The organism is Cupriavidus necator, assembly GCF_013141915.1.
Taxonomy (GTDB): Bacteria; Pseudomonadota; Gammaproteobacteria; order Burkholderiales; family Burkholderiaceae; genus Cupriavidus; species Cupriavidus necator_B.
Genome location: NZ_SROX01000007.1, coordinates 235,028 through 260,017, shown reverse-complemented (window position 1 = coordinate 260,017; position 24,990 = coordinate 235,028). Strand labels below are relative to the sequence as shown.

25 protein-coding genes are annotated in these 24,990 nt (G+C 68.5%); 13 read left to right on the top strand and 12 right to left on the bottom strand.

What is annotated here, in order from left to right; genetic code table 11:
- Positions 1 to 70 precede the first annotated feature (70 nt).
- Positions 71 to 2,368 (bottom strand): patatin-like phospholipase family protein, encoded by a 2,298-nt coding sequence (locus tag E5S69_RS15830; RefSeq protein ID WP_171515590.1) that lies wholly within the window; start codon positions 2,366 to 2,368, stop codon positions 71 to 73.
- Between the two features lie 247 nt (positions 2,369 to 2,615).
- On the opposite strand from E5S69_RS15830, the gene E5S69_RS15825 reads away from it, so the two are divergent.
- The 3 genes from E5S69_RS15825 (at position 2,616) to E5S69_RS15815 (ending at position 4,985) form a co-directional block, all read left to right on the top strand.
- Positions 2,616 to 2,831, top strand: coding sequence for an oxidoreductase-like domain-containing protein (locus E5S69_RS15825; protein WP_171515589.1), 216 nt, complete (start codon positions 2,616 to 2,618; stop codon positions 2,829 to 2,831).
- Positions 2,832 to 2,839: 8 nt separating this feature from the next.
- The gene (locus E5S69_RS15820; RefSeq protein WP_171515588.1) at positions 2,840 to 3,706 is read left to right on the top strand and encodes an NAD-dependent protein deacetylase; all 867 of its coding nucleotides are present in this window, start codon (positions 2,840 to 2,842) and stop codon (positions 3,704 to 3,706) included.
- 379 nt (positions 3,707 to 4,085) lie between these two features.
- Entirely contained in the window at positions 4,086 to 4,985 is a 900-nt protein-coding gene (locus E5S69_RS15815; RefSeq protein WP_171515587.1) for a DMT family transporter, read from the top strand.
- 54 nt (positions 4,986 to 5,039) lie between these two features.
- On the opposite strand, the gene E5S69_RS15810 is transcribed toward E5S69_RS15815, so the two are convergent.
- The 3 genes from E5S69_RS15810 to E5S69_RS15800 form a co-directional block, all read right to left on the bottom strand.
- Positions 5,040 to 5,615: a DUF1439 domain-containing protein gene (locus E5S69_RS15810; RefSeq protein ID WP_423766641.1), complete on the bottom strand. Its 576-nt coding sequence runs from the start codon at positions 5,613 to 5,615 to the stop codon at positions 5,040 to 5,042.
- Between the two features lie 99 nt (positions 5,616 to 5,714).
- Positions 5,715 to 5,918: a SlyX family protein gene (locus E5S69_RS15805; protein WP_171515586.1), complete on the bottom strand. Its 204-nt coding sequence runs from the start codon at positions 5,916 to 5,918 to the stop codon at positions 5,715 to 5,717.
- A 98-nt stretch (positions 5,919 to 6,016) separates the two neighbouring features.
- Positions 6,017 to 6,445, bottom strand: coding sequence for a VOC family protein (locus E5S69_RS15800; RefSeq protein WP_171515585.1), 429 nt, complete (start codon positions 6,443 to 6,445; stop codon positions 6,017 to 6,019).
- A 292-nt stretch (positions 6,446 to 6,737) separates the two neighbouring features.
- On the opposite strand from E5S69_RS15800, the gene E5S69_RS15795 reads away from it, so the two are divergent.
- Positions 6,738 to 7,685: a LysR family transcriptional regulator gene (locus E5S69_RS15795; RefSeq protein WP_171515584.1), complete on the top strand. Its 948-nt coding sequence runs from the start codon at positions 6,738 to 6,740 to the stop codon at positions 7,683 to 7,685.
- Between the two features lie 14 nt (positions 7,686 to 7,699).
- Here the strand turns inward: E5S69_RS15795 and E5S69_RS15790 are convergent, their stop codons facing one another.
- The 3 genes from E5S69_RS15790 to E5S69_RS15780 are packed head-to-tail and all read right to left on the bottom strand — an operon-like array spanning position 7,700 to position 10,653.
- Positions 7,700 to 8,476 (bottom strand): enoyl-CoA hydratase, encoded by a 777-nt coding sequence (locus E5S69_RS15790; protein WP_171515583.1) that lies wholly within the window; start codon positions 8,474 to 8,476, stop codon positions 7,700 to 7,702.
- Positions 8,477 to 8,491: 15 nt separating this feature from the next.
- Positions 8,492 to 9,451 (bottom strand): Bug family tripartite tricarboxylate transporter substrate binding protein, encoded by a 960-nt coding sequence (locus E5S69_RS15785; protein ID WP_171515582.1) that lies wholly within the window; start codon positions 9,449 to 9,451, stop codon positions 8,492 to 8,494.
- 41 nt (positions 9,452 to 9,492) lie between these two features.
- A complete protein-coding gene (locus E5S69_RS15780; RefSeq protein ID WP_171515581.1) occupies positions 9,493 to 10,653 on the bottom strand; it encodes a CaiB/BaiF CoA transferase family protein in 1,161 nt (386 codons plus the stop codon).
- 323 nt (positions 10,654 to 10,976) lie between these two features.
- On the opposite strand from E5S69_RS15780, the gene argG reads away from it, so the two are divergent.
- From argG to E5S69_RS15760, 4 genes are all read left to right on the top strand, one after another.
- Positions 10,977 to 12,302 carry an argininosuccinate synthase gene (gene argG, locus E5S69_RS15775; protein WP_171515580.1) on the top strand — a complete coding sequence of 442 codons (1,326 nt, stop codon included), beginning with the start codon at positions 10,977 to 10,979 and terminating at the stop codon, positions 12,300 to 12,302.
- A gap of 231 nt (positions 12,303 to 12,533) precedes the next feature.
- Positions 12,534 to 13,868 carry an MFS transporter gene (locus E5S69_RS15770; protein ID WP_171515579.1) on the top strand — a complete coding sequence of 445 codons (1,335 nt, stop codon included), beginning with the start codon at positions 12,534 to 12,536 and terminating at the stop codon, positions 13,866 to 13,868.
- Positions 13,869 to 13,880: 12 nt separating this feature from the next.
- Complete coding sequence (locus E5S69_RS15765; RefSeq protein ID WP_171515578.1) at positions 13,881 to 14,486, top strand: RBBP9/YdeN family alpha/beta hydrolase; 606 nt, start codon at positions 13,881 to 13,883, stop codon at positions 14,484 to 14,486.
- A 63-nt stretch (positions 14,487 to 14,549) separates the two neighbouring features.
- Positions 14,550 to 15,713, top strand: a complete 1,164-nt coding sequence (locus tag E5S69_RS15760) for a porin (RefSeq protein WP_171515577.1) — start codon at positions 14,550 to 14,552, stop codon at positions 15,711 to 15,713.
- Between the two features lie 122 nt (positions 15,714 to 15,835).
- Here the strand turns inward: E5S69_RS15760 and E5S69_RS15755 are convergent, their stop codons facing one another.
- Entirely contained in the window at positions 15,836 to 16,840 is a 1,005-nt protein-coding gene (locus E5S69_RS15755) for an AraC family transcriptional regulator (protein WP_171515576.1), read from the bottom strand.
- Between the two features lie 116 nt (positions 16,841 to 16,956).
- Between E5S69_RS15755 and E5S69_RS15750 the strand changes: the two genes are divergently transcribed.
- From E5S69_RS15750 to E5S69_RS15740, 3 genes are read left to right on the top strand one after another with little or no spacing between them, the layout of a single operon-like run.
- Positions 16,957 to 18,015: a 3-keto-5-aminohexanoate cleavage protein gene (locus E5S69_RS15750; protein ID WP_171515575.1), complete on the top strand. Its 1,059-nt coding sequence runs from the start codon at positions 16,957 to 16,959 to the stop codon at positions 18,013 to 18,015.
- Positions 18,016 to 18,059: 44 nt separating this feature from the next.
- On the top strand, positions 18,060 to 18,251 hold the full coding sequence (locus E5S69_RS15745) for a DUF1289 domain-containing protein (RefSeq protein ID WP_171515574.1): 192 nt from the start codon (positions 18,060 to 18,062) through the stop codon (positions 18,249 to 18,251).
- A gap of 10 nt (positions 18,252 to 18,261) precedes the next feature.
- Positions 18,262 to 19,236 carry a tripartite tricarboxylate transporter substrate binding protein gene (locus tag E5S69_RS15740; protein WP_171515573.1) on the top strand — a complete coding sequence of 325 codons (975 nt, stop codon included), beginning with the start codon at positions 18,262 to 18,264 and terminating at the stop codon, positions 19,234 to 19,236.
- Positions 19,237 to 19,298: 62 nt separating this feature from the next.
- On the opposite strand, the gene E5S69_RS15735 is transcribed toward E5S69_RS15740, so the two are convergent.
- The gene (locus E5S69_RS15735) at positions 19,299 to 20,147 is read right to left on the bottom strand and encodes a TauD/TfdA dioxygenase family protein (RefSeq protein WP_171515572.1); all 849 of its coding nucleotides are present in this window, start codon (positions 20,145 to 20,147) and stop codon (positions 19,299 to 19,301) included.
- Positions 20,148 to 20,172: 25 nt separating this feature from the next.
- Positions 20,173 to 21,153, bottom strand: coding sequence for a quinone oxidoreductase family protein (locus E5S69_RS15730; protein WP_171515571.1), 981 nt, complete (start codon positions 21,151 to 21,153; stop codon positions 20,173 to 20,175).
- A 208-nt stretch (positions 21,154 to 21,361) separates the two neighbouring features.
- Between E5S69_RS15730 and E5S69_RS15725 the strand changes: the two genes are divergently transcribed.
- Positions 21,362 to 22,360 carry an AraC family transcriptional regulator gene (locus E5S69_RS15725; protein ID WP_171515570.1) on the top strand — a complete coding sequence of 333 codons (999 nt, stop codon included), beginning with the start codon at positions 21,362 to 21,364 and terminating at the stop codon, positions 22,358 to 22,360.
- Positions 22,361 to 22,372: 12 nt separating this feature from the next.
- Here the strand turns inward: E5S69_RS15725 and E5S69_RS15720 are convergent, their stop codons facing one another.
- A complete protein-coding gene (locus tag E5S69_RS15720; protein WP_171515569.1) occupies positions 22,373 to 23,506 on the bottom strand; it encodes an NADH:flavin oxidoreductase in 1,134 nt (377 codons plus the stop codon).
- Entirely contained in the window at positions 23,503 to 23,901 is a 399-nt protein-coding gene (locus tag E5S69_RS15715; protein WP_171515568.1) for a RidA family protein, read from the bottom strand. The genes E5S69_RS15720 and E5S69_RS15715 overlap by 4 nt, the downstream gene beginning before the upstream one ends.
- Before the next feature lie 155 nt (positions 23,902 to 24,056).
- On the opposite strand from E5S69_RS15715, the gene E5S69_RS15710 reads away from it, so the two are divergent.
- Positions 24,057 to 24,944 carry a LysR substrate-binding domain-containing protein gene (locus tag E5S69_RS15710; RefSeq protein WP_216621348.1) on the top strand — a complete coding sequence of 296 codons (888 nt, stop codon included), beginning with the start codon at positions 24,057 to 24,059 and terminating at the stop codon, positions 24,942 to 24,944.
- Positions 24,945 to 24,990: the final 46 nt, after the last annotated feature.

Genomic DNA, 24,990 nt, shown 5'->3' with positions numbered 1-24,990 from the left:
GTATAGACATTTGAATTAAGACATTACATACAACTTTGGTGGGGTACGGCAGGCGCACATGGAGCCTGCATCAGAACGGTTTGCCCAGGTACAGATAGAAGCTGAAGACCCCGGCCGCCGCGCGGCCATACGCCAGGTACAGCGGCCCGAGCGGGCTGTCGAGCGCCAGGAACACCGACCCGGACTTGAGCAGCCCGGTGGGGCTGCCCGGCACCAGCGGGTCGCCCACGCGGCCAGCTTCCAGCGAAAAGCCGGCGTAGACGCCTTGGAGCAGGGTCTGCCGCGCCAGCTTGTTGTAGTACACCAGCCGCGCAAACTGCAGGTTGCCGCCCATCAGCTGGCCGGTGGCGTAGCCGGATTGCTGCAGGAAACCGCCCCACTGGAACAGGTCGTAGTGCGGCAGGGGATTGCCGCCGGGATTGCCGCCAACCTTGAAGCCGAACGACAGGGTGTGGTCGCCGAACGAGTGGACATAGGTGCCGTCGGCCTGTGCCTTGACATACTCGCGGTCCGCCCCGAGCCCCGGTTGCGAGGCATAGATCCGCACGCCGCCGGCATAGCCGAAGCGCGGGAAGTCGACGCTGTCGAGCTGGTCGAAGAAGAGCCGGCCCGTGATGGCCCCGCGCCGGATATTGCCTGGCCCCGGTTCCAGCGAGGCCGGACCGGTGCTCAGGGTGGCATGCTCCGAGCCGGTCTGCACCCCGACGCGCAACTCGCCGTACTTGGTGAACTGGCTGCCGACGTCGAGCGCGAGGTCGAAGCGGCGCACGTCGTAGGTGGCGATGCGCGTGCTGCCCCGGAACACATTGACCGGGCGCCGCTCAAGCTCGATGCGCGGCGCGATGAAGAAGAACTGGCGCGTATCCAGCGGCTGGTAGAACTCGCTGCTCAGCGCCGAGGTCTGGCCCACCTGCGCGTCGGTGCGCCATTCCGCCCCCAACGCGTTGAGCCAGGTGCGCCGGTAGCTGCCGACCAGGTTGAAGTACGCATCGCCGCGGAAGTCCGAGCTCAGTCCCAGCCCGAAGCGCAGGTAGTCGGGGCCGTACGATTTCTCGACCGCATTGACTGTCAGCACGCGCCTGCCGGGCTCTTCCAGGAAGCTGTAGTTGACGTGCTCGAAGTCGCCAGTGCCGAACAGGCGGCGCATGTCCTGGTCCAGCGCAGCCTGGTCGATCGGCTCGCCCGGCCGGGTCTGCATCACCGCGGTCGCATAGTCCGGATTGACGCGATGCAGCGGGGCCAGCCGGATCTCGTCGACGGGGCGGGTGTCGGGCGGCTGCACCGCCTGCTGGGCCGCGCGCAACGCGGCATACTGCGCCGGCGGCAGCGCCAGCGGCGCGAGGCGGTCGGCAACCTGGCGCGCCGCCGCCTCGCCGATCGGGATGGTGGTGGGCAGGTGGTCGAAATCGGTCGCGGAGAAGTCGCCCAGTGCGGGTTCGATCAGCACGTCGGTGGGCCGCAGCGAGGCCAGCGACGCGCGCACGTTCTGCTCGGTCAGGATATTGAGCATCTGGCCGGTGACGCCGATCACCGAGGTCAACTCCTCGCGCTTCATCAGCGGCGTGCCCAGGTTCACCGCGATGACGATATCGGCGCCCATGGCGCGCGCCACGCCGACCGGCAGGTTGTCGGTGAGCCCGCCGTCGACCAGCAGCCGACCCTCGTATTCCGCCGGCGCCACCGCGCCCGGCACCGACATGCTGGCGCGCATCACGTTGGCCAGTTCGCCCTGGCTGAATACTACCGGCGTGCCCGCCACCAGGTCCGTCGCCACGGCGCGGTAGGGGATCGGCAAGTGGTCGAAGTCGCGGAAGCCCGGCGTCCGGGCCAGCTGGCGCAGCACCGTCTCCAGCTGCACGCCGGAAACCGCGCCCTTGGGCAGCAGCAGGCCGCTTGCCTGCACGCCGATCTCGGGCGTGATCAGGTTGGTGTAGTCGTCCTGCTTGCGGCGGATGGTCAGGTCCTGGCGCGGCGGCCGTTCCTTGAAGAGCTTGTCGGTGCTCAGTCCGGCGACCAGCCGTTCCATCTCCGCAGGCGCCATTCCGGTGGCGTAGGCGCCGCCGACCAGCGACCCCATGCTGGTGCCGGCGATGCAGTCGACCGGGATGCGCATTGCCTCCAGCACCTTGAGCACGCCGATATGGGCGGCGCCGCGCGCGCCGCCGCCCGACAGCACCAGGCAAATGCGCGGACGCCCCGGCGCGGCAGCGTGCGCCTCAGCGGGGGCAGCAGGGCTCGCGGCAGCGCCGGCGTCATGAATTGGCGCCGGACGGTCTGCGGCCGTCGCGGCGCCGGCAGTCAGCGCGATGGCGGCAAGCAGGCTCATCGTGCCGGCGTGGCGCAGGCGATGGTGTGGGGCTGCCTTCATGGCTCGATCGGGGTCGCAATCCGCTGCGCGGCCGGTTGCCGTGGGGGGAGTCCGGCTATCTTCCGGCAAAACGTGGCGTGCAGGCCCTGTGCCGCGCCGCCTGCCAAAACAATTCAACACGCGCCTCGGAAGCGTGCAGATCGGCTTTCGGCGCTGCCCCAGGGCCCCGGCGCACCGGCGGGCGCGCCGGAATATACTGGGGGCTGGTCTGCCATGGCGCCGTGCGCGCAATCCGCAAGTGTCTCAAGTGTCCCCCGTCGTCCCTGTCGCCGGTTCCACGATTTCCCCTGACGATCCCCGCCCCCAGCCCCCGGAGCGACCCGCCGACGGCGAGTGCTGCGGCTCCGGCTGCGATCCCTGCATCTTCGATTACTACTACCAGGAACTCGACCACTACCGCGAGGCGCTGCGGGCATGGGAGGCGCGCCAGGCCGCGCGCCATGCCGAGGATCCGGCCCGTTGAGCGCGCTGATGACGGAGCCCTCGCAAGCCGCGACGGAAGCCGTGGCGGCGCTGTTCGATTTCGTGCAGCGCCACCCGCGCCTGTTCGTGCTGAGCGGTGCCGGCATCAGCACCGATTCCGGCATTCCCGGCTACCGTGACGCGCGCGGCCAGTGGCAGCGCTCGCCGCCGATCACCCTGCAGGCCTTTCTCGGCTCGCACGCCGGTCGCCAGCGTTATTGGGCGCGCAGCATGCTCGGCTGGCCGCTGGCGTGGCAGGCGCGGCCCAACGCTGCCCATCACGCGCTGGCACGGCTCGGTATGCAGGGCCGGCTCACGGCGCTGGTGACGCAGAATGTCGACGGCCTGCACCAGCGAGCCGGCAGCCAGGGCGTGATCGAACTGCACGGCAGCCTGGCCAGCGCCATCTGCCTGGACTGCGGCGCCAGCCACGACCGCGCCGGCCTGCAGGACTGGCTGCTCGCCCGCAACGCCGCGCTGCGCGACGTGATTGCCGCACCGGCCGCCGATGGCGACGTGCATTTCGAATCGCCGCTGTTCGCCCAGTTCCAGGTTCCCAGCTGCGGCCATTGCGGCGGCATCCTCAAGCCTGACGTGGTGTTCTTCGGCGAATCCGTGCCGCGCGCGCGCGTTGACGCGGCGCGCGCCGCGCTGGCCGACGCGGATGCGATGCTGGTGGTGGGATCGTCGCTGATGGTGTATTCCGGCTACCGCTTCTGCGTCCGGGCCGGCCAGATGGGCAAGCCGGTGGCCGCGCTCAACCTTGGCACCACGCGTGCCGATGCCATGCTGGCACTGAAGATCGAGGCAGGGTGCGCGCCGGCGCTGCAGGCACTGGTGTCGCGTCTGGAGCAGGAAGACGCCCGATCCCGTTGACGCCAGCGCCGGCCAGGCATAGCATCGCCCCACCGATTGATCGAAGCCGATTCGATATCTTTTCGAGATTCCCTGTTTCCACCATGACCGCAGACCGCCAACGCACCGTCAATGCCGCGCCCCTGGGCCGCGCGCTGCCGTGCTCGCGTCGCCGGCCTGCGTTCACATCTGTCGCGCCGCCGCCCTTCTCTGGCGGTGCACATCCGCCGCCGCCGCGCGGCTGACGGGCACGCGCCCCAGCCCTTCTCGTCTCCGGTAGTCCCGCATACGTGTGCCTGCGCGCACGGCAGCCGCACGCCCGTGCGCGCTGCCGCCGCGCCGTGGCCACATGCCGATGCGCGTTGCCGGAGCCTGCCAAGCTGACGACAGATGACATGCCATGACGACCGACAAAGACTGCACGGCGCAATTCGACGCCGCGCGCGACACGCGTACCCTTTCCTCCGCCCTCTGGGCCACACCGCTGTTCGTGCTGCTATGGAGCAGCGGCGCCATCGCCGCCCGGCTGGCGCTCGACCACGCCACCCCGTTCGCCCTGCTGACGTTGCGCTTTGCGCTGGTCTGCGCCGTGCTGGGCGCGCTCGGCCTGACGCGCAAGCGCCTGCTGCCGCCGCGCGGCGAGCGGCTGCACACGGCCTGCGCGGGCCTGCTGCTGATCGGCGGCTACGCCGTCTTTTATTTTCTGGCCCTGGACCACGGCATGACGCCCGGCGTGCTGGCCACGGTGCTCGGCGCGCAGCCGATGCTGACGCTGTTGCTGACCGAGCGGCGCGCCAGTGCCGCGCGCCTTGGCGGCCTGGCGCTGGCGTTCGCGGGGTTGGCCATGGTGGTGGCGGACAGCCTGCTGCTGGCCAGGCTGTCGCCGGCGGGGGTGCTGTGCGCGCTGGCCTCGCTGGCCAGCATGACCGTCGGCGCCATCCTGCAGAAGCGCAGCACGCGCGCACCCGTCGAAGTGCTGCCCCTGCAGTACGGCGCCAGCCTGGCGGCCTGCCTGCTGTGCCTGCCGTTCCAGCCCTTCGCCTTCGAGGCGTCGCTGGCGTTTGCCGCGCCGCTGCTGTGGCTCGCGCTGGGGATATCGATCGGCGCGACGCTGCTGTTCTACCGCCTGATCCACGCCGGCAACCTGGTCAACGTCACCAGCCTGTTCTACCTGGTGCCGGCGGGCACGGCGCTGCTTGACTACCTGCTGCTGGGCAACCGCATGGCGCCGCTGGCGCTGGCGGGAATGGGGGCGGTGCTGGGGGGGTTGGGGCTGGTGTTTCGGGGCAGCAAGGGCTGATGCACCGGCGGGCTGGACCAGGACGTGGAGGGCGGGTGCAGCCCGAAGGTGCGCCTATCGCTGCTTCACCTCTACCCTTACCTCATCCTTGCCCACCGTGATCGCCCCCGGTTCCACGTCCTTGCCACCGACGCGCAGTTCCTCCGGCTTGAAGGTATAGACCGGATAGTCCTTCAGCAGCTGCTGCGCAACCACGGCACCAATGGCGTTGAGCTGTTCGCGGTAGATCGCCATGCCGGTGACTTCGACCTGCTGCACGGTGGGATTGTCGAGCAGCACCGCGCGTTTGGCCGGGTCATAGCGCACGCCGCTGTTGAGCGCCAGCTTGCCGTCGACGGGTGGCGCAGGCAGCAGGGCGTTGGTCAGGCGTGCGTCGACATGGGTGGTGATGCGGTTGCTGGCTTCATCCAGCACCAGCCGCGGGTGGCTGAGCTGCACGCTGACGACGTCGGCGTAACGCAGCGTGGCGGGAAAGCGCTTGTCGAGTTCGGTCTGCAGTTCCTGGCGGCTCAGGGAATATTCGCCGGTCCAGAGGTTGTAGCCGGCAAGGGCCGGGGCCGAGCCCGCGATGCAGGTTGCCGCGAGCAGCAGGAACGGTTTCAGGCGCATGTGGCGGATCGGGCGCGCCATGGGACAGCGCGGCAAATGGAATCAGCCTGTCAGACCGCAGCGGCAGGCATGGCGTTCCGTCATATCGGCAATGGCATGCCCACGGCCGGGCCGTTCACCTTAGTAATGCGGCGGGATTTCCTGCTGGGGGTCGGCCTCGGCCGCGGTGGTGGCGGCGCTGCGCACCTGCTGGTACAGCGCGCGCATCTGCTCCTGCAGCAGGTCGATCTGCTGCTGCTGGCGCGCCACGGTGCTGTTCAGGGTATCGAGCAGGTCTTCCTGGAAGGCGAGCTTGATTTCGAGTTCGTTGATGCGATCATCCATGGCGAGGTTTCTCCGGCGGGCGGCGCGCATTGTAAACCCTGACCGGGGCCATCGCCCCGGAGCGCGCACTGCCGGCCGGGAAACCCCGCGCCACTGGCTTACTTGGGTGCGGTCAGCAGCATCCACATGATGCCGAAACGATCGGCCACCATGCCGAACTGCTCGGCAAAGAAGGTCTTGTCCAGCGGCATCAGGACCTGTCCACCTTCCTTCAGCCCGTTGAAGGCCTTCTCGACGCCGGCCTTGTCGGGGAACGTGATTGCCAGGCCAAAACCCTGGAAGGCGGGCTGGTTCGAGCACTGCCCGTCGGAGGCCAGGATGATGCTGTCGCCGACCTGGAACTCCAGGTGCATGACCTTGTCCTGCGCGGCGGCGCCGGGCTGGCAGCCTTCGCCACCGGCCTTGCCGGCGTCGGGGTTGTCTCCGAATGTCATCCGGTTGTTGACCTTGGCGCCAAGGGTCTTCTTGTAGAACTCGACCGCTTCATCGCAACGGCCTTCGAAAAACAGGTAGGGCTTGACTTGCATGGCAACTCCTGTGAAGGGCGCCCCGTGGGGCAACCGGATATCGGCATGGCGTGCCGCGATCAAAGCGCGGAGAGGCACCGCGGACCGGCACGCCGGCAATGGCGCGCAAGCTTTTGTGTACGCCGTCCACATACCTTAGCAAAGAAAATGGACGACGTCCACATCATTCGCTGGCACCGCGGCCAGCGCGGCACTGCAGGCCGGAGGGCCACCGTGCTGCACTAGAATGGCCGCGAGATCGCCGCGGCCCATTGCCAACCGGTTCGACCGCCGCGGCCAGACCGGAGTTGCCTTGCGTTACGAACTGACCGACCTGCGCCTGTTCCAGGCCATTGCCGATGCGCAAAGCCTGTCGGGCGGCGCATTGGCCACCCATATCACCGCCTCGGCGGCGAGCTACCGGTTGAAGAACCTCGAGCACGCCATGGGCACGCCACTATTCGTGCGCAGCGCGCGCGGCATGGAACTGACGCCGGCCGGCGAAACCCTGCTGGTCCATGTGCGCGAACTGCTGTTGGGCGTCGAGCGCATGCATGGCGAGGTCGGGCGCTTTTCCGCCGGGCTGAAGGGCAATATCCGGCTGCTGGCCAACAGCAGCTCGCTCAACGGCTTCATCATCCCCAGCGTCAGCCGCTTCCTGCTGGCCAATCCCGATGTGAACATCGACCTGGAGGAGCGTGCCAGCCAGTCGATCCTGGCCGCGGTGGCGGCGCACGAGGCCGATGTCGGCATCCTGGCCGGAGATTTCCACACCGGCGGCGATGCGGCCGGGGTGCGCTCGGTGCGCTACGCGCGCGACGAGCTGATCCTGGTGATGGCGGCGGACCATCCGCTGGCGCGCGAGCCCGAGGTGCGTTTCGGCGCGGCGCTGGCGTTCGACTTTATCTGCATGAGCCGCACCAGCAGCAACTTCCTGTTCCTGCGCGAGATGGCGCAGCGCGCCGGCAAGGGGCCCAATGTGCGGCTGCATGCGCACAGCTTCGATGCGGTGCTGTCGCTGGCTGAGGCGGGCGTGGGGGTGGCGCTGGTGCCGCGCAGCGTGGCGGCGCAGGCGCTGCGCGAGGCGCGCGTGGCCGGTGTGCGGCTGGCCGAGCCGTGGGCGCTGCGCGAGCTGAACCTGATGGTGCGCGCCGACGGCAAGCTGCCGGCGTTTGCCGAGGCCTTCGCGCAGTTCCTGCTCAACGATCCGCGCGTGGTGGCCACGCGCGCAGGCGGCGCCGTGGCGGCAACGGCGTCGTAGGGACTGGCAGCGCTTCAGCGCTTGCGGTTCAGGAAGGTGGCCATGTGCTGTTGCGGCTCGCCGGTGTCGAAGGCGCTGCCGAATTCGGTCACGCTGTTGTTGATCGAGACTTCCAGCGGCGCGTCTTCCCACTCGCGCAGCAGGCGCTTCTGCTGGCGTACCGCGGCCGGGCCAAAGCCGGCCAGCAGCGCGGCAACGCGTTCGACTTCCAGGTCCAGCTCAGCCAGCGGTACCACGCGACTGACCAGGCCCCACTGCAGCGCTTCGGCGGCGTCGGCGATCTCGCCCGTCAGCAGCAACCATGCGGTGCGCGCATTGCCGATCAGGCGCGGCATCAGCGCGGCGTGGATCACGGACGGAATGCCGACCTTCACCTCGGGCATGCCGAGCTGGGCGTTGTCGGCGGCGATGCGGATGTCGCAGGCCAGCGCCAGTTCCAGGCCACCGCCCAGGCACCAGCCCGGCATGCGCGCGATCACCGGCACCGGCAGGTGGCGCACGGCGTCGCACAGGCGCCGCAGGCCGCTGATGAAGGCCTCGGCGCTGGCGCGGTCCAGCGCGGCCATTTCCTTGATGTCGGCACCGCCGACAAAGCCTTTTTCGCCGGCGCCGCGCAGCACCAGTACGCGCACGGCGTCATTGGCGGCCAGCGCTTCGATCGCGCGCGTGAGCGAGGCGATCACCGGTGTGCTCAGGATATTGAGCGAGCCTGCCTCGCGGATGGTGACGGTGGCAATGCCGCGTGCGTCGATCTCGACGCCCGCGTGCGGTTCCTGCTGAAGTGCGCTCATGTCGGTCCTCGTGGCTTACTGGAGCTTGGTGAAGTGAATGTCCTCGACGACCTGCTTCCAGTGCGCGTTCTGCCCACGGATCAGCTCGCCAAATGCCTTGCGCGAGGTGGGGGCCGGGATGGCGCCCTGCTTCTCGATGGCGGCGACCACCTCCGGTTCGGCCAGCACCCGGCGCACGGCGTCGTTGAGCTGGTCGAGGATGGCGGCGGGCGTGCCGGCCGGCGCGCCCAGGCCGAACCACGACGGGTTGTTCATTGCCGGCAGCCCGGCTTCGGCATAGGTCGGCACATTGGGCAGCACCTTCAGGCGCTGCTTCGCGGCCACGGCCAGCGGCTTCAGGCGCCCGCCCTGGATCAGCGCGGACGACGACGGGATATTGTCGAACACCACCTGGATCTGGCCCGCCACCGCATCGTTGAGCGCCGGGCCCAGGCCCTTGTACGGCACGTGCAGCATGCGCGTGCCGGTGGCGTTCATGAACAGCTCGCCGTTCATGTGGCTCAGGCCGCCGTTGCCGGACGAGCCGAACGAGTACTTGCCCGGATTGGCCTTGAGCAGCTTGATGAACGACGGCAGGTCCGCGGCCGGGAAGGCCGGATTGACCACCAGCACGTTGGGCACGTCGGCGAGGTTGCTGACCGGGGCGAAATCCTTGACCGGGTCGTACGCGGTCTTCAGGTAGACGTTGGGGTTGACCGCGTGCGAGCTTTCCACCTCCATCACCAGCGTGTAGCCGTCGGCCGGCTGCTTGGCGGCGTAGGCGCTGCCGACCGCGCCGCCGGCGCCGGGGCGGTTCTCGACCACCACCGGCTGGCCCAGCACGGGGCCCAGGCGCGTGCCGACGATGCGGGCAATGATGTCGGTGGTGCCGCCGGCGGCGTAGGGCACGATCAGCTTGATCGGCCGCTCGGGATAGGCGGCGTGCGCGGCGCTGGCCATGCCGAGCAGGGCCATGGCGACGAGGGTTGGCTTCATCGGGTGTCTCCGGGTCAGGGTTATCGGTATTGGCTGCGGTCTCAGCGCGGCGGGCTGTGTTCGCCCAGCAGCGGCGGCGGCGCCAGCGGGCCATCGTGCCCGGCCAGCATCGGGTTGCGCACCATCGGCACGCGGCCCATCACCGGGTGCTCGGCCACCTGCATCAGCCCGCGGTGCTGCACCTGCGGATGGGCGAAGACTTCGTCCATGGTGTGGATCGGCCCCCATGGCACGCCGGCGGCATCGAAGGCCTCGGTCCAGGCGGCACGGGTGCGGGTGGGGAACAGCTCGGCCAGCCGTGCGCGCAGTGCCTCCAGGTGTTCGATGCGGGCGGAATTGGTAGCGTAGCGCGCGTCCTGAGCGAGCTCGGGCATGCCGGCCACGGCGCAGAAGCGCGCGAACTGGCCGTCGTTGCCGATCGCCAGGATCAGGTGGCCGTCGGCGCAGCGGAACACTTCATAGGGTGCGCAGTTGGGATGGGCGTTGCCGCTGCGCTGCGGATTCTGGCCCGATACCAGGTAGTTGGCGGCCTGGTTGGCGTTCATCGCCACCGCGACATCGAGCAGCGCGATATCGAGGTGCGCGCCCACGCCGGTCGCGTGGCGCTGGTACAGCGCGGCCAGCACCGCCGAGGTGGCATACATGCCGGTGCTCAGGTCGACCACGGCCACCCCGGTGCGCAGCGGACCGGCGCCGGGCGTGCCGTCGGGCTGGCCGGTGTAGCTCATCAGCCCGCCCATGCCCTGGAACACATAGTCGTAGCCGGGTTTGTCGGCCATCGGCCCGCTCTGGCCGAAGCCGGTGATCGACAGGTAGACCAGGCGCGGGTTGATGGCCTTGAGCGTGTCGTAGTCGAGCCCGTAGCGGCGCAGTGTGCCGACCTTGTAGTTCTCGACCAGCACGTCGGCATCGCGCACCAGTTGGCGCACCTGCGCCGCGCCTGCGGGCGTGCCATAGTCGATTGCAACCGAGCGCTTGCCGCGGTTGCAGCAGATGAAGTAGCCGGACAGGCGCGTGTCCGCAGGGGCCGCGGGCGCTTCGAGATACGGCGGGCCCCAGCCGCGGGTATCGTCGCCGCGCTCGGGGTGCTCGACCTTGGTTACCTCGGCGCCCAGGTCGGCCAGGTTCTGGGTACACCAGGGACCGGCCAGGATGCGCGACAAATCCAGGACCCGGACACCTTCCAGGGCGCGATGCAGCATGACGACTCCGCTTTCCGACAACAGTGCGGCGCAGTATAGGGAGGGGTATGAAGGCGAACCAGTCGAGAGTTTTGAAAGGCGCGTTCGCCGGATTTGAACGGTCTGGTGGCAGCGCGGAAGGCAGGCGCACAGGTGGCGGGTGCGCCCCCGGCGGCCCCGGGGTTTGGCGCGTGGGCGCCGCCGTGTCACAATTCGCGTTTGGCACTGACTCGGCACGTGACTCGGCCGGCCGCGTCGCCGTGCTTCCCGCCGCCCCCGGCCGCTTGCGGCCGACGCAGTGGAAGCCCGCCCAAGAGCCGACAAATTCACATTGATTTCTGGCGATGACTACCATCCTGCAGCACATTCCTACCGGCCAGCGCGTCGGTATCGCCTTCTCCGGCGGCCTTGACACCAGCGCGGCTCTCCTCTGGATGCGCCAGAAGGGCGCCATTCCCTACGCCTACACCGCCAACCTGGGCCAGCCCGACGAGCCCGACTATGACGACATCCCGCGCCGCGCCAAGGCCTATGGCGCCGAGGAAGCCCGCCTGGTCGACTGCCGCGCGCAACTGGTCGCCGAGGGAATCGCCGCGCTGCAGTGCGGTGCGTTCCATATCTCCACCGCCGGCATCACCTACTTCAACACCACCCCGATCGGCCGCGCCGTCACCGGCACCATGCTGGTCGCCGCGATGAAGGAAGACGGCGTCAACATCTGGGGCGACGGCAGCACCTTCAAGGGCAACGACATCGAGCGCTTCTACCGCTACGGCCTGCTGACCAACCCGGGCCTGCAGATCTACAAGCCGTGGCTGGACCAACAGTTCATCGACGAGCTGGGCGGCCGCGCCGAGATGTCCGAGTTCATGCGCCAGAACGGCTTCGACTACAAGATGTCGGCCGAGAAGGCGTATTCCACCGACTCGAACATGCTGGGCGCGACCCACGAAGCCAAGGACCTCGAGCACCTGGATTCGGGCATCCGCATCGTGCAGCCGATCATGGGCGTGCAGTTCTGGCGCGACGACGTCGAGGTCAAGCGCGAGGAAGTCACCGTGCGCTTCGAGGAAGGCCAGCCGGTGGCGCTGAACGGCCAGACCTTCGCCAATGCCGTCGACCTGTTCATGGAAGCCAACCGCATCGGCGGCCGCCATGGCCTGGGCATGAGCGACCAGATCGAGAATCGCATCATCGAAGCCAAGAGCCGCGGTATCTATGAAGCCCCTGGCCTGGCGCTGCTGTTCATCGCCTATGAGCGCCTGATCACCGGCATCCACAACGAAGACACCATCGAGCAGTACCGCGACAACGGCCGCCGCCTGGGCCGCCTGCTGTACCAGGGCCGCTGGTTCGACCCGCAGGCCATCATGCTGCGCGAAACCGCGCAGCGCTGGGTGGCGGGCGCCATCACCGGCGAAGTCACCATCGAACTGCGCCGCGGCAACGACTACTCGATCCTGAACACCACCTCGGCCAACCTGACCTACAAGCCGGAGCGGCTGACCATGGAGAAGGGCGAGTCGATGTTCACGCCGCTGGACCGGATCGGGCAGCTGACCATGCGCACGCTGGATATCGTCGACACGCGCGAGAAGCTGCAGACGTACGCCAAGACCGGCCTGCTGTCGTCCAAGGTCAGCGCCTCGCTGCCGAAGCTGGAAGACTGAAGCGCGCTTGCCCTTGCCTGAGGGCGGGACAGCCAGAAACCGGCACCTTCGGGTGCCGGTTTTTTTGTCTCGGCGTTTTCCCCAGCTGTCACCGAATGTCAAATGTACGTCCCGGAATATCAAACCGCGAGGATCCGATCGCCAGATACTGGCCGGGTTCGCCGCCGCTTCGGCGGCGGGCAGTGAACGCACGGCGGCGCGAAGACCGCCGGCCGGCTTTCGGAGACGCCCATGTCCAGATCCCGCCTTGCCCTTGCCGCACCATCCGCCATGCCGGCCACGCCGGCTGCTGCCGGACCGCGCTATGCGTGGCTGGTCTTTGCATTGACCTTTGCCCTGCTGCTGTCGGACTACATGTCGCGCCAAGTGCTCAATGCCGTGTTTCCGCTGCTGAAGGCCGAATGGCAGCTCGGTGATACCGAGCTGGGGGCACTTGGCGGCGTGGTGGCGCTGATGGTGGGCGTGCTCGCCATCCCGCTGTCGCTGCTGGCCGACCGCTGGGGACGCGTGCGCAGCCTGGTGCTGATGGCGGCGCTGTGGAGCCTGGCCACGCTGGGCTGCGCGGTGGCGGGCAGCTTTGGGCAGATGTTCGTGGCGCGGCTGTGCGTGGGCATCGGCGAGGCCGCGTATGGCAGCGTCGGCATCGCGGTGGTGGTGTCGGTGTTCCCGCGCCACCTGCGCGCCAGCCTGAGCGCCGCATTTATCGCCGGCGGAGCCTTCGGCTCGGTGCTGGGCATGGGGCTGGGCGGCATCCTGTCCGACCACTTTGGCTGGCGCGTCGCCTTTGCCGGCATCGCCGGCTTTGGCCTGGTGCTGGTAGGCTGCTACGCCCTGACGATCAGCGAGCCACGCCTGCGTGGCCTGCAGCAACGCGTGGGCGCCGCCAACGGCGATGCGGCCCCTGCGCGGCAACTGGAACCGGGCCGGATCGTGCGCGAGTTGCTGACGGTGCCTTCGCTGCTCTGCGCCTGCGCCGGCAGTGCGCTGCAGCTGCTGGTGATGGCCGCGCTGCTGGCGTGGCTGCCCAGCTTCCTGTCGCGCGACTACGGCATGGCAACGGGGCGCGCCGGCGTGGCCGCGGCCCTGCTGGTGCTGATGGCTGGCGCGGGCATGGTGGCCTGCGGTGCCATCACCGACCGCGTGGCGCGGCGCGCGCCCGGCCGCAAATGGCGCATGGCCATCGCCTACAGCGTGGTCTGTTGCGCCTTGCTGATGACAGCGTTCCGGCTGCCCGCGGGCACCGCGCAGCTGGTGCTGATCGGCGCGGGCATGCTGGTGGTGGGCGGCACCGCCGGCCCCGCCAGCGCGATGGTCGCCAACCTCACGCGGCCCGCCATCCATGCGACCGCGTTTGCCACGCTGACTTTGGTCAACAACCTGCTGGGGCTGGCGCCGGGGCCATTCCTCACCGGCGTGCTGGCCGACCGCATCGGCCTGACCGGCGCGCTGCAATGGATTCCGCTGGCCGGCGTCGCCGCAACGGTGCTGTTCTGCATCGGCCAGCGCTACTACGCCACGGATCTGCGACGGCTGGATGGCGCCGTGGCGCACGCAGTGGCTGCCTGACCTTTTCCTACCATGACCATGACTTCCACTCCCACCATCCTGATGGTGCCGGGCCTGCGCGACCACGTCGCCGGGCACTGGCAAACGTTGCTGCAGACCGAACTGGAGGCACAAGGGCATGACGCCCGCTGCGTGCCGCCGCTGGAGCACGACAAGCTCAGCTGCGCCGCCCGCGTCGCCGCGCTCGATGCGGCGCTGGCGGCCATCGACGCGCCGGCGCTGCTGGTCGCGCACAGCGCCGGCGTGATGATCACCGTGCACTGGGCGGCGCGGCACCGTCGCCGCATCCTGGGCGCGCTGCTGGTGACGCCGCCGGATTTCGAGCAGCCGCTGCCGGCCGGCTATCCGGCGCAGGAGGCGCTGGCGCAGGCCGGCTGGCTGCCGACGCCGCTGGCGCCGTTGCCGTTCCCCAGCCTGGTCGCCGCCAGCGGCAATGATCCGCTGGCCGGCCATGCGCGCGTCGCCGGGATGGCCGCCGCATGGGGCAGCCGGCTGGTGGACTTGGGCAACGTCGGCCACCTCAACCCGGCTGCCGGCTACGGCCCGTGGCCGCGTGCCCATGACTTGCTGGCGGAGCTGGGCACCATGGTGGCGCGGGGGGCGCGACCTGGCCGCTGAGCGGCACAACAAGACACAACAGAAAAATCCGGCCGCAAAGGCCGGCAACAAAGGAGGAGACAGATGCATAGCAGAAGCACCATCGTGGCCCTGATGCTGGGCTGCCCGCTGGCCGCCGCCGCGCAATCGACCGTCACGCTGTACGGCGTGGCCGACGTCAACGTCGAATACGTGAACCGCGTCGGCGCCGTGCCGGTGGCCGCCAATGGCTTCAACCCGGGGCCGGGCGACAAGGTGTTTCGGATGGCCTCGGGCGGGCTGTCCGGCTCGCGCTGGGGGCTGCGCGGCGCGGAAGACCTCGGCGGCGGGTGGCAGGCATCGTTCGTGCTGGAGAGCGGCTTCAGCCTTGACAGCGGCACCCTGCAGCAGGCCGGGCGCCTGTTCGGCCGCCAGGCCTTTATCGCCCTGCAGCGCGCCGGCATCGGGCAGCTCAGCCTGGGCCGCCAGTACACGTCGATTTTCGAGGCGCTGGCCAATTTCTCGCCCACCGCCTACGCCACGCAATACGAACCGGTGGTGCTGCAGTCGGGCGCCAATTTCCGCGAGGACAATACCGTCAAGTACACCGGCCAGTTCGGCCCGCTGACGGCACGCGCCCACTGGTCGTTCGGTGCCGGGCTGGCGCTGCCGCAAACCGTTGGCATCGCCACGCCGATCGGCGGCAATGGCGAAGTGCCCGGGCAGTTCCGCCGCGACACCGCCTACGGGACCTCGCTCGCGTACGCCGCCGGACCGTTCGGCGCCACCGTTGGCTATGACCAGTGGAATCCGACCATCGGCACCGGCAGCGGCACCGTGCGCAAGGCCGTGGTGGGGGCCAGCTACACGTTTGGCCCGGCCAAGATCATGGGCGGCTATCGCTGGGGCCAGAACAAGAACGCCGCCGATGTGGTGATCCAGCGCGACGATTATTACCGGATCGGCGCGACCTACCAGGCCAGTCCGGCCGTGGGCCTGACGCTGGAGTACAACTACGACAATGTCAGGAGCCTGTTCGGCAATACGGAGGTGGCCAACCCGTGGCAGCTTGCCTTTGTCGCCAACTATGCGTTCTCGCGGCGCACCGATGTGTACCTGTCCACCGCCTACGCGCGCAACGCCGGGCTGATGCTGGAATCGCTGGCCACGGTTTATGCCAACAGCCTGTCGCTGGGGAACAGCTATGCCGCGGCCAATGGGCAACGCAGCATGGTTGGGGTGGCGTTGGGGGTGCGGCATAAGTTTTGAGTGGCTGCAGTTGAATGCAGTTGGCTTGTCGCTACGCGGTGGTCTTTGCGCTTGGCATGACCCCCACCGCGTAGCGACAGCCCAATCAACCACCCCCAAGCCGCAAATCCGCAACCAACCCTCTATCCCCCCGCCTGCTCCCGCCACGCCGACACGCTGCGACCGAAACGCCCGCTGAACCAGCGCGAGAACGCGCTCAGCGACGAGAACCCCAGCAGCGCGGCCACCTCCGACAGCGGGCGCTCGCGGTTTTCCAGGTAGCGGATCACCAGGTCGGCACGGGCCTCGGCGAGGATCTCGGAGTAAGTCGTGTGTTCCTGCCCGAGCCGCCGATGCACGGTGCGCCGGTCCACGCTCAGGTGCTGGGCCACGCGTTCGACCGAGCACAGGCCGGTGGGCAGCAGCGCGTAGACCAGCTTGCGCACCATGTCAGCCATGGTCGCCGCGGTCGACTGCGCGAGCAGCGTGCCGAGGTAGTGCTTCACTTGCTGCGCCATCACCGGGTCATACGACGGCAGCGGCGCTTCCAGGTCCGAAGCCAGGCAGACGATGCCGTCAAAGTCCTGGTTGAAGGCGCCAGGCATGCCGAACACGCGCGTGCATGTAGCCGTGCTGGCGGGCGCCGGGTGGGTGAAGCAGATGCTGCGCGGCCGCCACGACGGGCCCAGGAACAGCTTCAGCATGCGGAACATCACGCCGACCGCGAGGTCGGTGGCCTGGCGCAGCGTGCCCGGCGCTTCGCTGAGCACTTGCAGCCGGATCGTCACCAGCTCATCGCTGTCCTCGATGCGCATGGTCAGCGATTCATTCTGCAGCCCCATGTAGCGGACCATCGACTCCAGCGCGCGGCGCAGCGTGGGTGCTTCGCGCACTACGAAGGCGAGCGGGCCGAGATTGGAGAACTCGCGCAGCTCGGCCATGCGCAGGCCGAAATCGTCGGCCGCGGCGGCGCGCGCCGAGGCGTCCAGCAAGCGGCCTACCGCGGCCGCCGGGATGCGCAGATCGGGGTCCAGCAGCACCGAGCGGTTGATCTTCGCGGCCCTGAGCTGCTGGTACGGGTCGAGGCCCAGCGCGCGCGCGACTTCGACGTAGTTGGTCAGGCTGGCGCTGCGCAGATAGTAGGACATGGGGCGGATTCCGTGCTTTCCCTGAGTGTCCCGAAATGTAAATCGGTTGTCCCGGATCGTCAAATCGCGGCCGGTCGTTGATCGATACTGCAGACACTGACCAACCGGAGCGAACCATGCAATTCCTTGACGATTCCCTGCACCCCGAAAACATGGACAAGGTGGTGATCACCGTGGCCCCGTATGGCCCCGAATGGATGCCGCAGGATTTTCCCGAGGACATCCCGGTGACCATGGAAGAGCAGGTGCAGAAGGCAATCGACTGCTACAACGCCGGCGCCACCGTGCTGCACCTGCACGTGCGCGAACTCGACGGCAAGGGCTCCAAGCGCCTGTCCAAGTTCAACGAGCTGATTGCCGGCGTGCGCGCCGCGGTGCCGGACATGATCATCCAGGTGGGCGGCTCCATCTCCTTCGCGCCGGAAGACGACGGCCAGGCGGCCAAGTGGCTGTCCGACGATACCCGCCACATGCTGGCTGAACTGGACCCGAAGCCGGACCAGGTGACCGTGGCGATCAACACCACGCAGATGAACATCATGGAGTTGCTGTACCCCGAATACCTGAAGGGTACCTCGCTGGAGCATCCCGCCTACCAGGCTGCCTACCGCGAAATGACGGTGCCGGCCGGCCCGGGCTGGGTGGAAGAGCACCTGCGCCGCCTGAGCAACGCAGGCATCCAGCCGCACTTCCAGCTCACCGGCATCCACGCCATGGAAACGCTGGAGCGCATGGTGCGCGCAGGCCACTACAAGGGCCCGCTGAACCTGACCTGGATCGGCATCGGCGGCGGCTTTGACGGTCCCAACCCGTTCAATTTCTTCAACTTCGTGCACCGCGCGCCGGACGGTTGCACGCTGACCGCCGAGTCGCTGCTGAAGAACGTGCTGCCGTTCAACATGATGGCGATGGCGATGGGCCTGCATCCGCGTTGCGGCATCGAGGACACCATCATCGACCAGCATGGCCACCGCATGACGTCGGTCCAGCAGATCGAGCAGTGCGTGCGCGTGGCCAGGGAACTCGGCCGCGAGATCGCCTCGGGCAAGGAAGCCCGCGAGATCTACCGCATCGGCACCTGGTACGACAGCGCCGACGAAACCCTGGCCGCGCACGGCATGGCGCCGAACCGCAAGGCCGGCCAGAAGAACCTGCCGCTGCGCGCGGCGGCCTGACGGCTGGCGCTGGCACGCCAGCGCAGGTACTACCGGAGTCCGCGATGCATCACCCCGACGCCCTCGCCAATCCCTGCATCAACATTTGCCGCATGGATTGGGCCAACCGCTCTTGCCAGGGTTGCGGCAGGACCCGGCTGGAGATCGGGTGCGGGGCGCGACTGAGCGAGGCGGAACGCGCGCAGGTGCTGGCGGCAGTGCCGGCACGCCGGGCGACCAAGGTCCATACTACATAACGGAGACAACATGACCACCCACCCCGCGTTCCTGCTGCGCATTGCCGCCGCGGCGGCCAGCCTCGCGCTGGCCGCTCCGGCCGCCATGGCCTGGACCAGCAAGCCGGTCCGGATGCTGGTGCCGGCTCCGGCCGGCGGCACCATGGACGTACTCGCCCGCCTGCTGGCGGACCAGCTGTCGGCGGACCTAGGCCACCCCGTGGTGGTCGACAACAAGCCCGGCGCCGGCGGCGGCATCGCCATCACCACCATGCTGGCGGCACCCGCAGATGGCCAGACCATCATGGTCACCGCCAGCAATGTGCTGACCGAGGTGCCGCATGTGCTAAAGCCCGCGTTCGACCCGCTCAAGGACATCCGCCCCATCGCCGCCGTGGCGCGTTCGCGCATGGTGATGATCGGCGCGCCCGGCCTGCCGGCCAGGGACCTGAAGAGCCTGGTGAGCTACGTGCGCGCCAACCCCGGCAAGCTCAGCTTTGCCTCGTATAGCGCCGGCACCGCCTCGCACTACGCCGGCATGATCATGAACCAGAAGGCGGGATTGGACTTGCAGCATGTGCCCTTCGCGGGCTCGGCGCCGGCGCTGGCGCAGGTGATGGGCAACCAGATCGCCGTGATGTACGACGGCATGGTGACCTCGCTGCCGATGATCCGCGCCGGCAAGGTGCAGGTTTATGCGGTGGCGTCGAAGAGCCGCTCGGCGCTGCTGCCGCAGGTGCCCACCTTCGCGGAAATGGGCTATCCCGACATGGAGTTCAGCAACTGGGTCGGCGTGATCGCGTCGTCCAAGCTGTCGCCCGAACTGGCCGATAAGATCCACGCGGCGGCCTACAAGGCGGCTGCGGCCGCCAAAGTGCGCGACAGGATGGAGGCCCTTGGCTATGAGCCGCTGCCGGCGCAGCCGTTGCCACAGTTGAGCGAGTCCGTGCGCGCGGAGTTCGAGCGCAATGCCGGCATCGTCAAGGCGTTCAATATCCAGCCCTGAGTCCATGCCGGGTAACAAAAAAGGGCAGCCTCGGAATAGGCTGCCTTTTTGTCTTTCCGCCGTCAGAACGGCACGTCGCCGATGATGCCCGCGCGCTCCATCTTGCGCACCGTCGGGGCATAGTCCTGCACCGCGTAATGCTGGGTGCAGCGGTTTTCCCAGATCGCCACGCTGTGCTGCTTCCAGCGCCAGCGCACCTGGTACTCCGGGATCTCGGCCTGCGCGCACAGGTAGTGCAGCAGGTCGCCCGCGCCGGGCATGAAATCCTTGCCGAAGCGGACCACGTCGCCGCGATGGTAGTTGGCAAAGTGCGAGGTGAAGGCGTTGACGAACAGGACCTTCTCGCCCGTCTCGGGGTGGGTGCGCACCACGGGATGCTCGACCATCGGGAACTGCGCCGCCAGGGCCGCGCGTTTCTCCGGCGGCATGTTGGCGCCGAAGGTGTGTTCGATGCTGTGCTTGGCGCGCAGGCCTTCGATACGGGCCTTCACGTCCTGCGGCAGGCGCCGGTACGCCTCGCCCATGTTGACCCAGATGGTGTCGCCGCCCACCGCCGGCGTTTCCACGCAACGCAGCACGCAGCCCATCGGCGGCGCCTGCCGCCAGGTGGCATCGCAATGGAAGGAATTCTCGTAGTGCTCGACCTTGCTGTCGGGCGACTTGTAGATCTGCACCAGGCCCGGATGCTCCGGGTCGCTGCCGACCACCGGGTGGTCCTCCAGCTCGCCGAACTGGCGGGCAAAGGCAACATGTTCGGCGCGGGTGATGTCCTGGTCGCGCAGGAACAGCACCTTGTACTGCAGCAGCAGCGCCTTGATTTCCGCGAACAGGCCGGCGTCGCGCGAGGCGTCGGCCAGGCTCACGCCGGTCAGCTCGGCGCCTATGGTGCAGGTCAGTGGTTCTGCTTGCATGGCGTTGTCTCCTTGGTTGTTGTTCTCAGATGACGAAGATCGATGACCCGGTGGTGCGGCGCGCTTCCAGGTCCTGGTGCGCCTGGACCGCGTCTTCCAGCGCATAGCGCTGGTTGATGCCGATGCGGAGGCGGCCCGCGCCGACGTGGCCGAACAGCTCGTCGGCCAGCGCCTGTTTCTCCGCGGGGTCGGCGATGTAGTCGGCCAGCGCGGGCCGGGTCAGGAACAGCGAGCCCTTCATCGCCAGCAGCACCGGGTCGAACGGCGCAATCGGGCCCGATGCGGTGCCCACGCAGACCATGGTGCCGCGCCGCTTGAGCGAATCGAGCGAAGCCATGAAAGTGGTCTTGCCGACGCTGTCGAACACCACCGAGACGCCCACGCCGTCGGTCAGCTCGCGCACGCGTCTGGCCACGTCCTCGCGGGTGTAGTAGATGATGTGGTCGCAGCCATGGGCGCGGGCCACCTCGGCCTTGGCTTCGGTGGATACCGTGCCGATCACGGTCAGGCCCAGCAGCTTGGCCCATTGCGACACGATCAGCCCGACCCCGCCCGCGGCGGCATGCAGCAGGATGGTGTCGCCCGCCTGGAACGGATGGATGCGGCGCATCAGGTAGGCCGAGGTCAGCCCGCGCATGGTCATGGCCGCGGCGGTTTCGAAGGCAATGCTGTCGGGCAGGCGGATCAGCGGCGCGGCCGGCACCAGGCGTTCGGAGCTGTAGGCGCCAAGCGTGTTGATAAAGCCGGTATAGGTCACGCGTTCGCCGGCGACCACGTTGGTCACACCGGGGCCCACCGCCACCACCACGCCGGCGGCTTCCACGCCCATGCCGCTGGGTAGCGGCACCGGATAGGTGCCATTGCGGAAATAGGTGTCGGCGTAGTTCAGTCCCACCGCCACGTGACGGATGCGGACTTCCCCCGGGCCCGGCTCGCCCACTTCCATGTGTTCGTAGCGCAGCACTTCGGGGCCGCCGGTTTCGTATATGCGCACTACAGTTGCCATCGTCTTGTCTCCTGGATCGCCATTGGTGCAAGGCTGCACTTCAAAGCAACTGTAGGGATTGGCGTCCCGCCGCGCTTTGCATTGGCTACCGCCGACTTTGCATTTGATGCCACGCGGTCCTATCATCGCTGCTGCCGCGGGCACGCGCCCGCGCTCGATGCAGCGACGCTGCGCAACCCGTCTACCACTTCGCAAGGGCAATGCCGGCTTGGAAACCCTGATTCGTGCTGCCGCACTGACCAACTTCCTCGAGGTTGCGCGCGATCTCGGCCTCGATCCGCTGCCGTTGCTGCGCCAGGCCCGGCTGCGGCGAGCCTGGCTGGACGACCCCGACCAGCGCATTCCGCTGAGCGCCTGCGTGGCGCTACTGGAAGCCGCCGCGCAGGCGTCGGCGTGCCCGAGCTTCGGGCTGCGCATGGCGGAGTCGCGCCAGCTTTCGGACTTCGGCGTGATGAGCCTGCTGATCAGCCAGCAGCCCACGCTGCGCGCGGCGCTGGCCACCACCATCCGCTACCGGCACCTGGTCAACGACTCGGTGGCGCTGTTGCTGGAAGAGGCGGGCGGCGCGGTGGTGATCCGGCAGGAAGTGCTCAGCGACGCGCCCTCGCGGCAGGCCACCGAGCTGGCCATCGGCGTCGTCTTCCGCATGTGCGCGCTGCTGCTGGGGCCGCGCTGGCAACCGATCGGCGTGAGCTTCACGCATGCGGCGCCGGCCGACCTGCGCATCCATCGCCGCCTGTTCGGCTGCCCGCTGGAATTCAATGCGGACTTCAATGGCATCGTCTGCCGCGCAGCCGACCTCGACGCGCCGAACCCGACGGCGGACCCCGCCATGGCGCGTTATGCGCAGCAGTTCATCGACACGCTGCCGCGCGCCAACCCGCAGTCCATCGGCCAGGAAGTGCGCGCCGCCATCTACCTGATGCTGCCGATGGGCCGCGCCACCTGCGAAGCCGTGGCCGAGGGGCTGGGCCTGAGCCTGCGCACCATGCAGCGCCAGCTCGACGACGCGGGCGAGAACTTTACCGAGATCCTCAACGACGTGCGGCGCGAACTGGCGCGGCGGTATGTGGAAAACCCGCGCTATTCGCTGTTGCGCGTGTCGCAGTTGCTGGGCTATGGCTCGGCCAGTTCGTTTACGCGGTGGTTTTCGGCGCAGTTCGGCATGGCGCCGGCCAACTGGCGCAGGGATCGCGCCGGGCGCTAGGCGGAGCGGTGGTCATGCCGGCGCCGCCGCCGCGCTGGCTGCGCGCAGCGCCAGTTCCGCATCCTTGATATCGGCCAGCGGCGCAAGCACGGCCGCGTCGAATGGCCGTAGCGGCTGTCCCGCGCGCACCCGCAACGGCCAGTCCGGATTCGCCAGCGCCCCGCGCCCGAGCGCGACAAGTGCCGCGCCATCGCTCAGCATGCCGGCTGCCCGCGATGGCGCATGCAGGCCGCCGTTGGCGATGATCGCCAGCCCCGGCGCGGCGCGGCGAGCGTGTTGCACCAGCGTCGCGCCGCCGTTGGCGAAGGCGGGCTGCCAGGCCTCGTGTTCCGTCACGTGCAGGTAGTCGACGGCGCTGGCCGCCAGCGCGGCAAAGACCGCGTTCGCGCCTTCCGCGCCTTCCGGCCATTTATGGGTGAAATCGTTCACCTTGCCTTGAGAGAGGCGCGCGCCGACGACGAAGCCGGCTCCCACCGCCGCGCGCAACGCGCTGATGGTCTCCAGCAGCAGGCGCATGCGCTGCGCGATGCCGCCGCCCCAGCCGTCCTGGCGCTGGTTGGTATGGCTGGTGAGGAACTGGTCCAGCAGATAGCCATTGGCACCGTGGATTTCCACCCCGTCGAACCCCGCTTCGCGGGCCAGCCGCGCGGCCTGCGCAAAGCCGTCGATCGCCTGCAGGATCTCTGCCTCGCCCATCGCGCGCGGCATCCGGTATGGGCCCTTGCCGCCATAAACAGGCATCTGCTGGCCGCGCGGCTGCACGGCCGATGGCCCCACGGTGTCCTCGCGGAAGCGGTTGGCTTGCGACAGCGCGCCGGCATGCATCAGCTGCGCGACGATGCGCCCGCCGGCCTGGTGGACCGCCGCCACGACCTGCTGCCAGGCTTGCGCCTGCTGCGCGTCGGTCAGGCCGGGCTGGCCGGCGTAGCCCTGCGCGTAGGCGCGGTCGGTATAGATGCCCTCCGTGACGATCAGGCCAAAGCCGCCGCGGGCGAAGCCTGCGTAATAGCGGCGCATGGCTTCGGTGGCAACGCCCGCGTCCGAGGCGCTGATGCGCGTCATCGGCGCCACCACCAGGCGGTTGCGCAGCGGCACGCCGTTCAGCGCCAGCGCATCGAACAGCGAAGGGGCGGCGAGCGCGGTCATTGCGCGGCCTCCGTGGCTACGGCGATGGCCTCGATCTCGATCATCGCGTCCGGCGAATAGAGCGCCGCGACCTCGACGATGGTGTCGGCGGGGTAGGGGGCGGAGAACCACTTGCGGCGCAGCGCGACGATCTTCGGGAAGTGTTCCATCGACGTCAGGAAGATCGTCACCTTGGCGACGCGGTCCAGGCCCGAGCCACCCGCCCGCAGCGCGCGTTCGAGGTTGCGGAAAGCCTGCTCGGCCTGCGCGTCGAAGTCGCCGTGGCCGACGATGGCGCCATCGTCGCCAACCCCGGCCTGGCCGGAAACGAACAGCAGGCCGCCCGTCCGGATGGCTTGCGAAAGCAGGTAAGGGGCATAGGGATCGGGATGAGTGTGGACTTGTTGCAGGGGCATCGCTGGCTCCGGTCAATGATTAAGTAGAATTCATCTTGTCGCCAAGCTCGCCATTGGCTTCCCGGCCGACGTGCCAAGTATCGGATTCGATATCGACCCAGACAAATGGTCGCTTCTCAGTCGATGCATGAGCAGAACTTATCCATGGAGACATCTTGCGCAAACTGCCGCCCCTGGGCGCCCTGCGCGCCTTCGAAGCTGCCGCCCGGCGCGCCAGCTTCAAGCACGCGGCGGACGAACTGCACGTCACGCCGACGGCGGTCAGCCACCAGATCCGCTTGCTGGAAGACAGCCTCGGCGTGAAGCTGTTCGAGCGCCAGACCCGCAAGGTGCGCCTGACGGCGGCCGGGCATCAGCTGTTCCCCGCGGTGCGGGACGGTCTCGACGGCATGGAGCGCGCCGTGCTGGCGGTGCAGCGCAGCGGCCGCAGCCAGGTGGCGACGCTCACATCGACGGTAGCGTTCATGGCCCGGCGGCTCGCGCCGCTTGCTGGCCAGTTCCGGGCCGCGCATCCCGACTGGACCTTGCGCCTGGATGCGTCGGACCAGGTCGTCGACCTGGACCACGATGCGGACGCGGCGATCCGCTATGGCAGCGGCAGCTATCCGGGCCTGGTGGTCGAGCCGTTGTTCCGTGACCGCTTTGCGCCGGTCTGCAGTCCCGGACTGAGACTGGCCAGCTTGCAGGACCTGAAGCAAGCCACGCTGGTTCACTTCGAATGGGGCCCGGCCGCGCGCGATGACGTGCGCGCGCCGGTATGGCAGCAATGGCTGGCGCAGGCCGGCGTCGAGGTGGCCGATGCGCAGGCGGGCCTGCGCTTCACCGACGAGATCCATGCGGTGCAGGCCACCATTGCGGGACAGGGCATCGGGTTGCTCAGCCTGACGCTGGTGGCCGAGGAACTGGCCTCGGGCATGCTGGTGCAGCCGTTTGCGCTGGCACTGGAGAGCTTTCAGTATGACCTGGTCTACAGCGAGCGCGCGGCGCAGCGTCCCGCTACGCGGTTGCTGCGGGATTGGGTGAGAGAGATGTTTGCGGGGTAGCCAGGGGGCATCCAGGGCGATGAAGCTCCGGCGTACACTGTGGCTC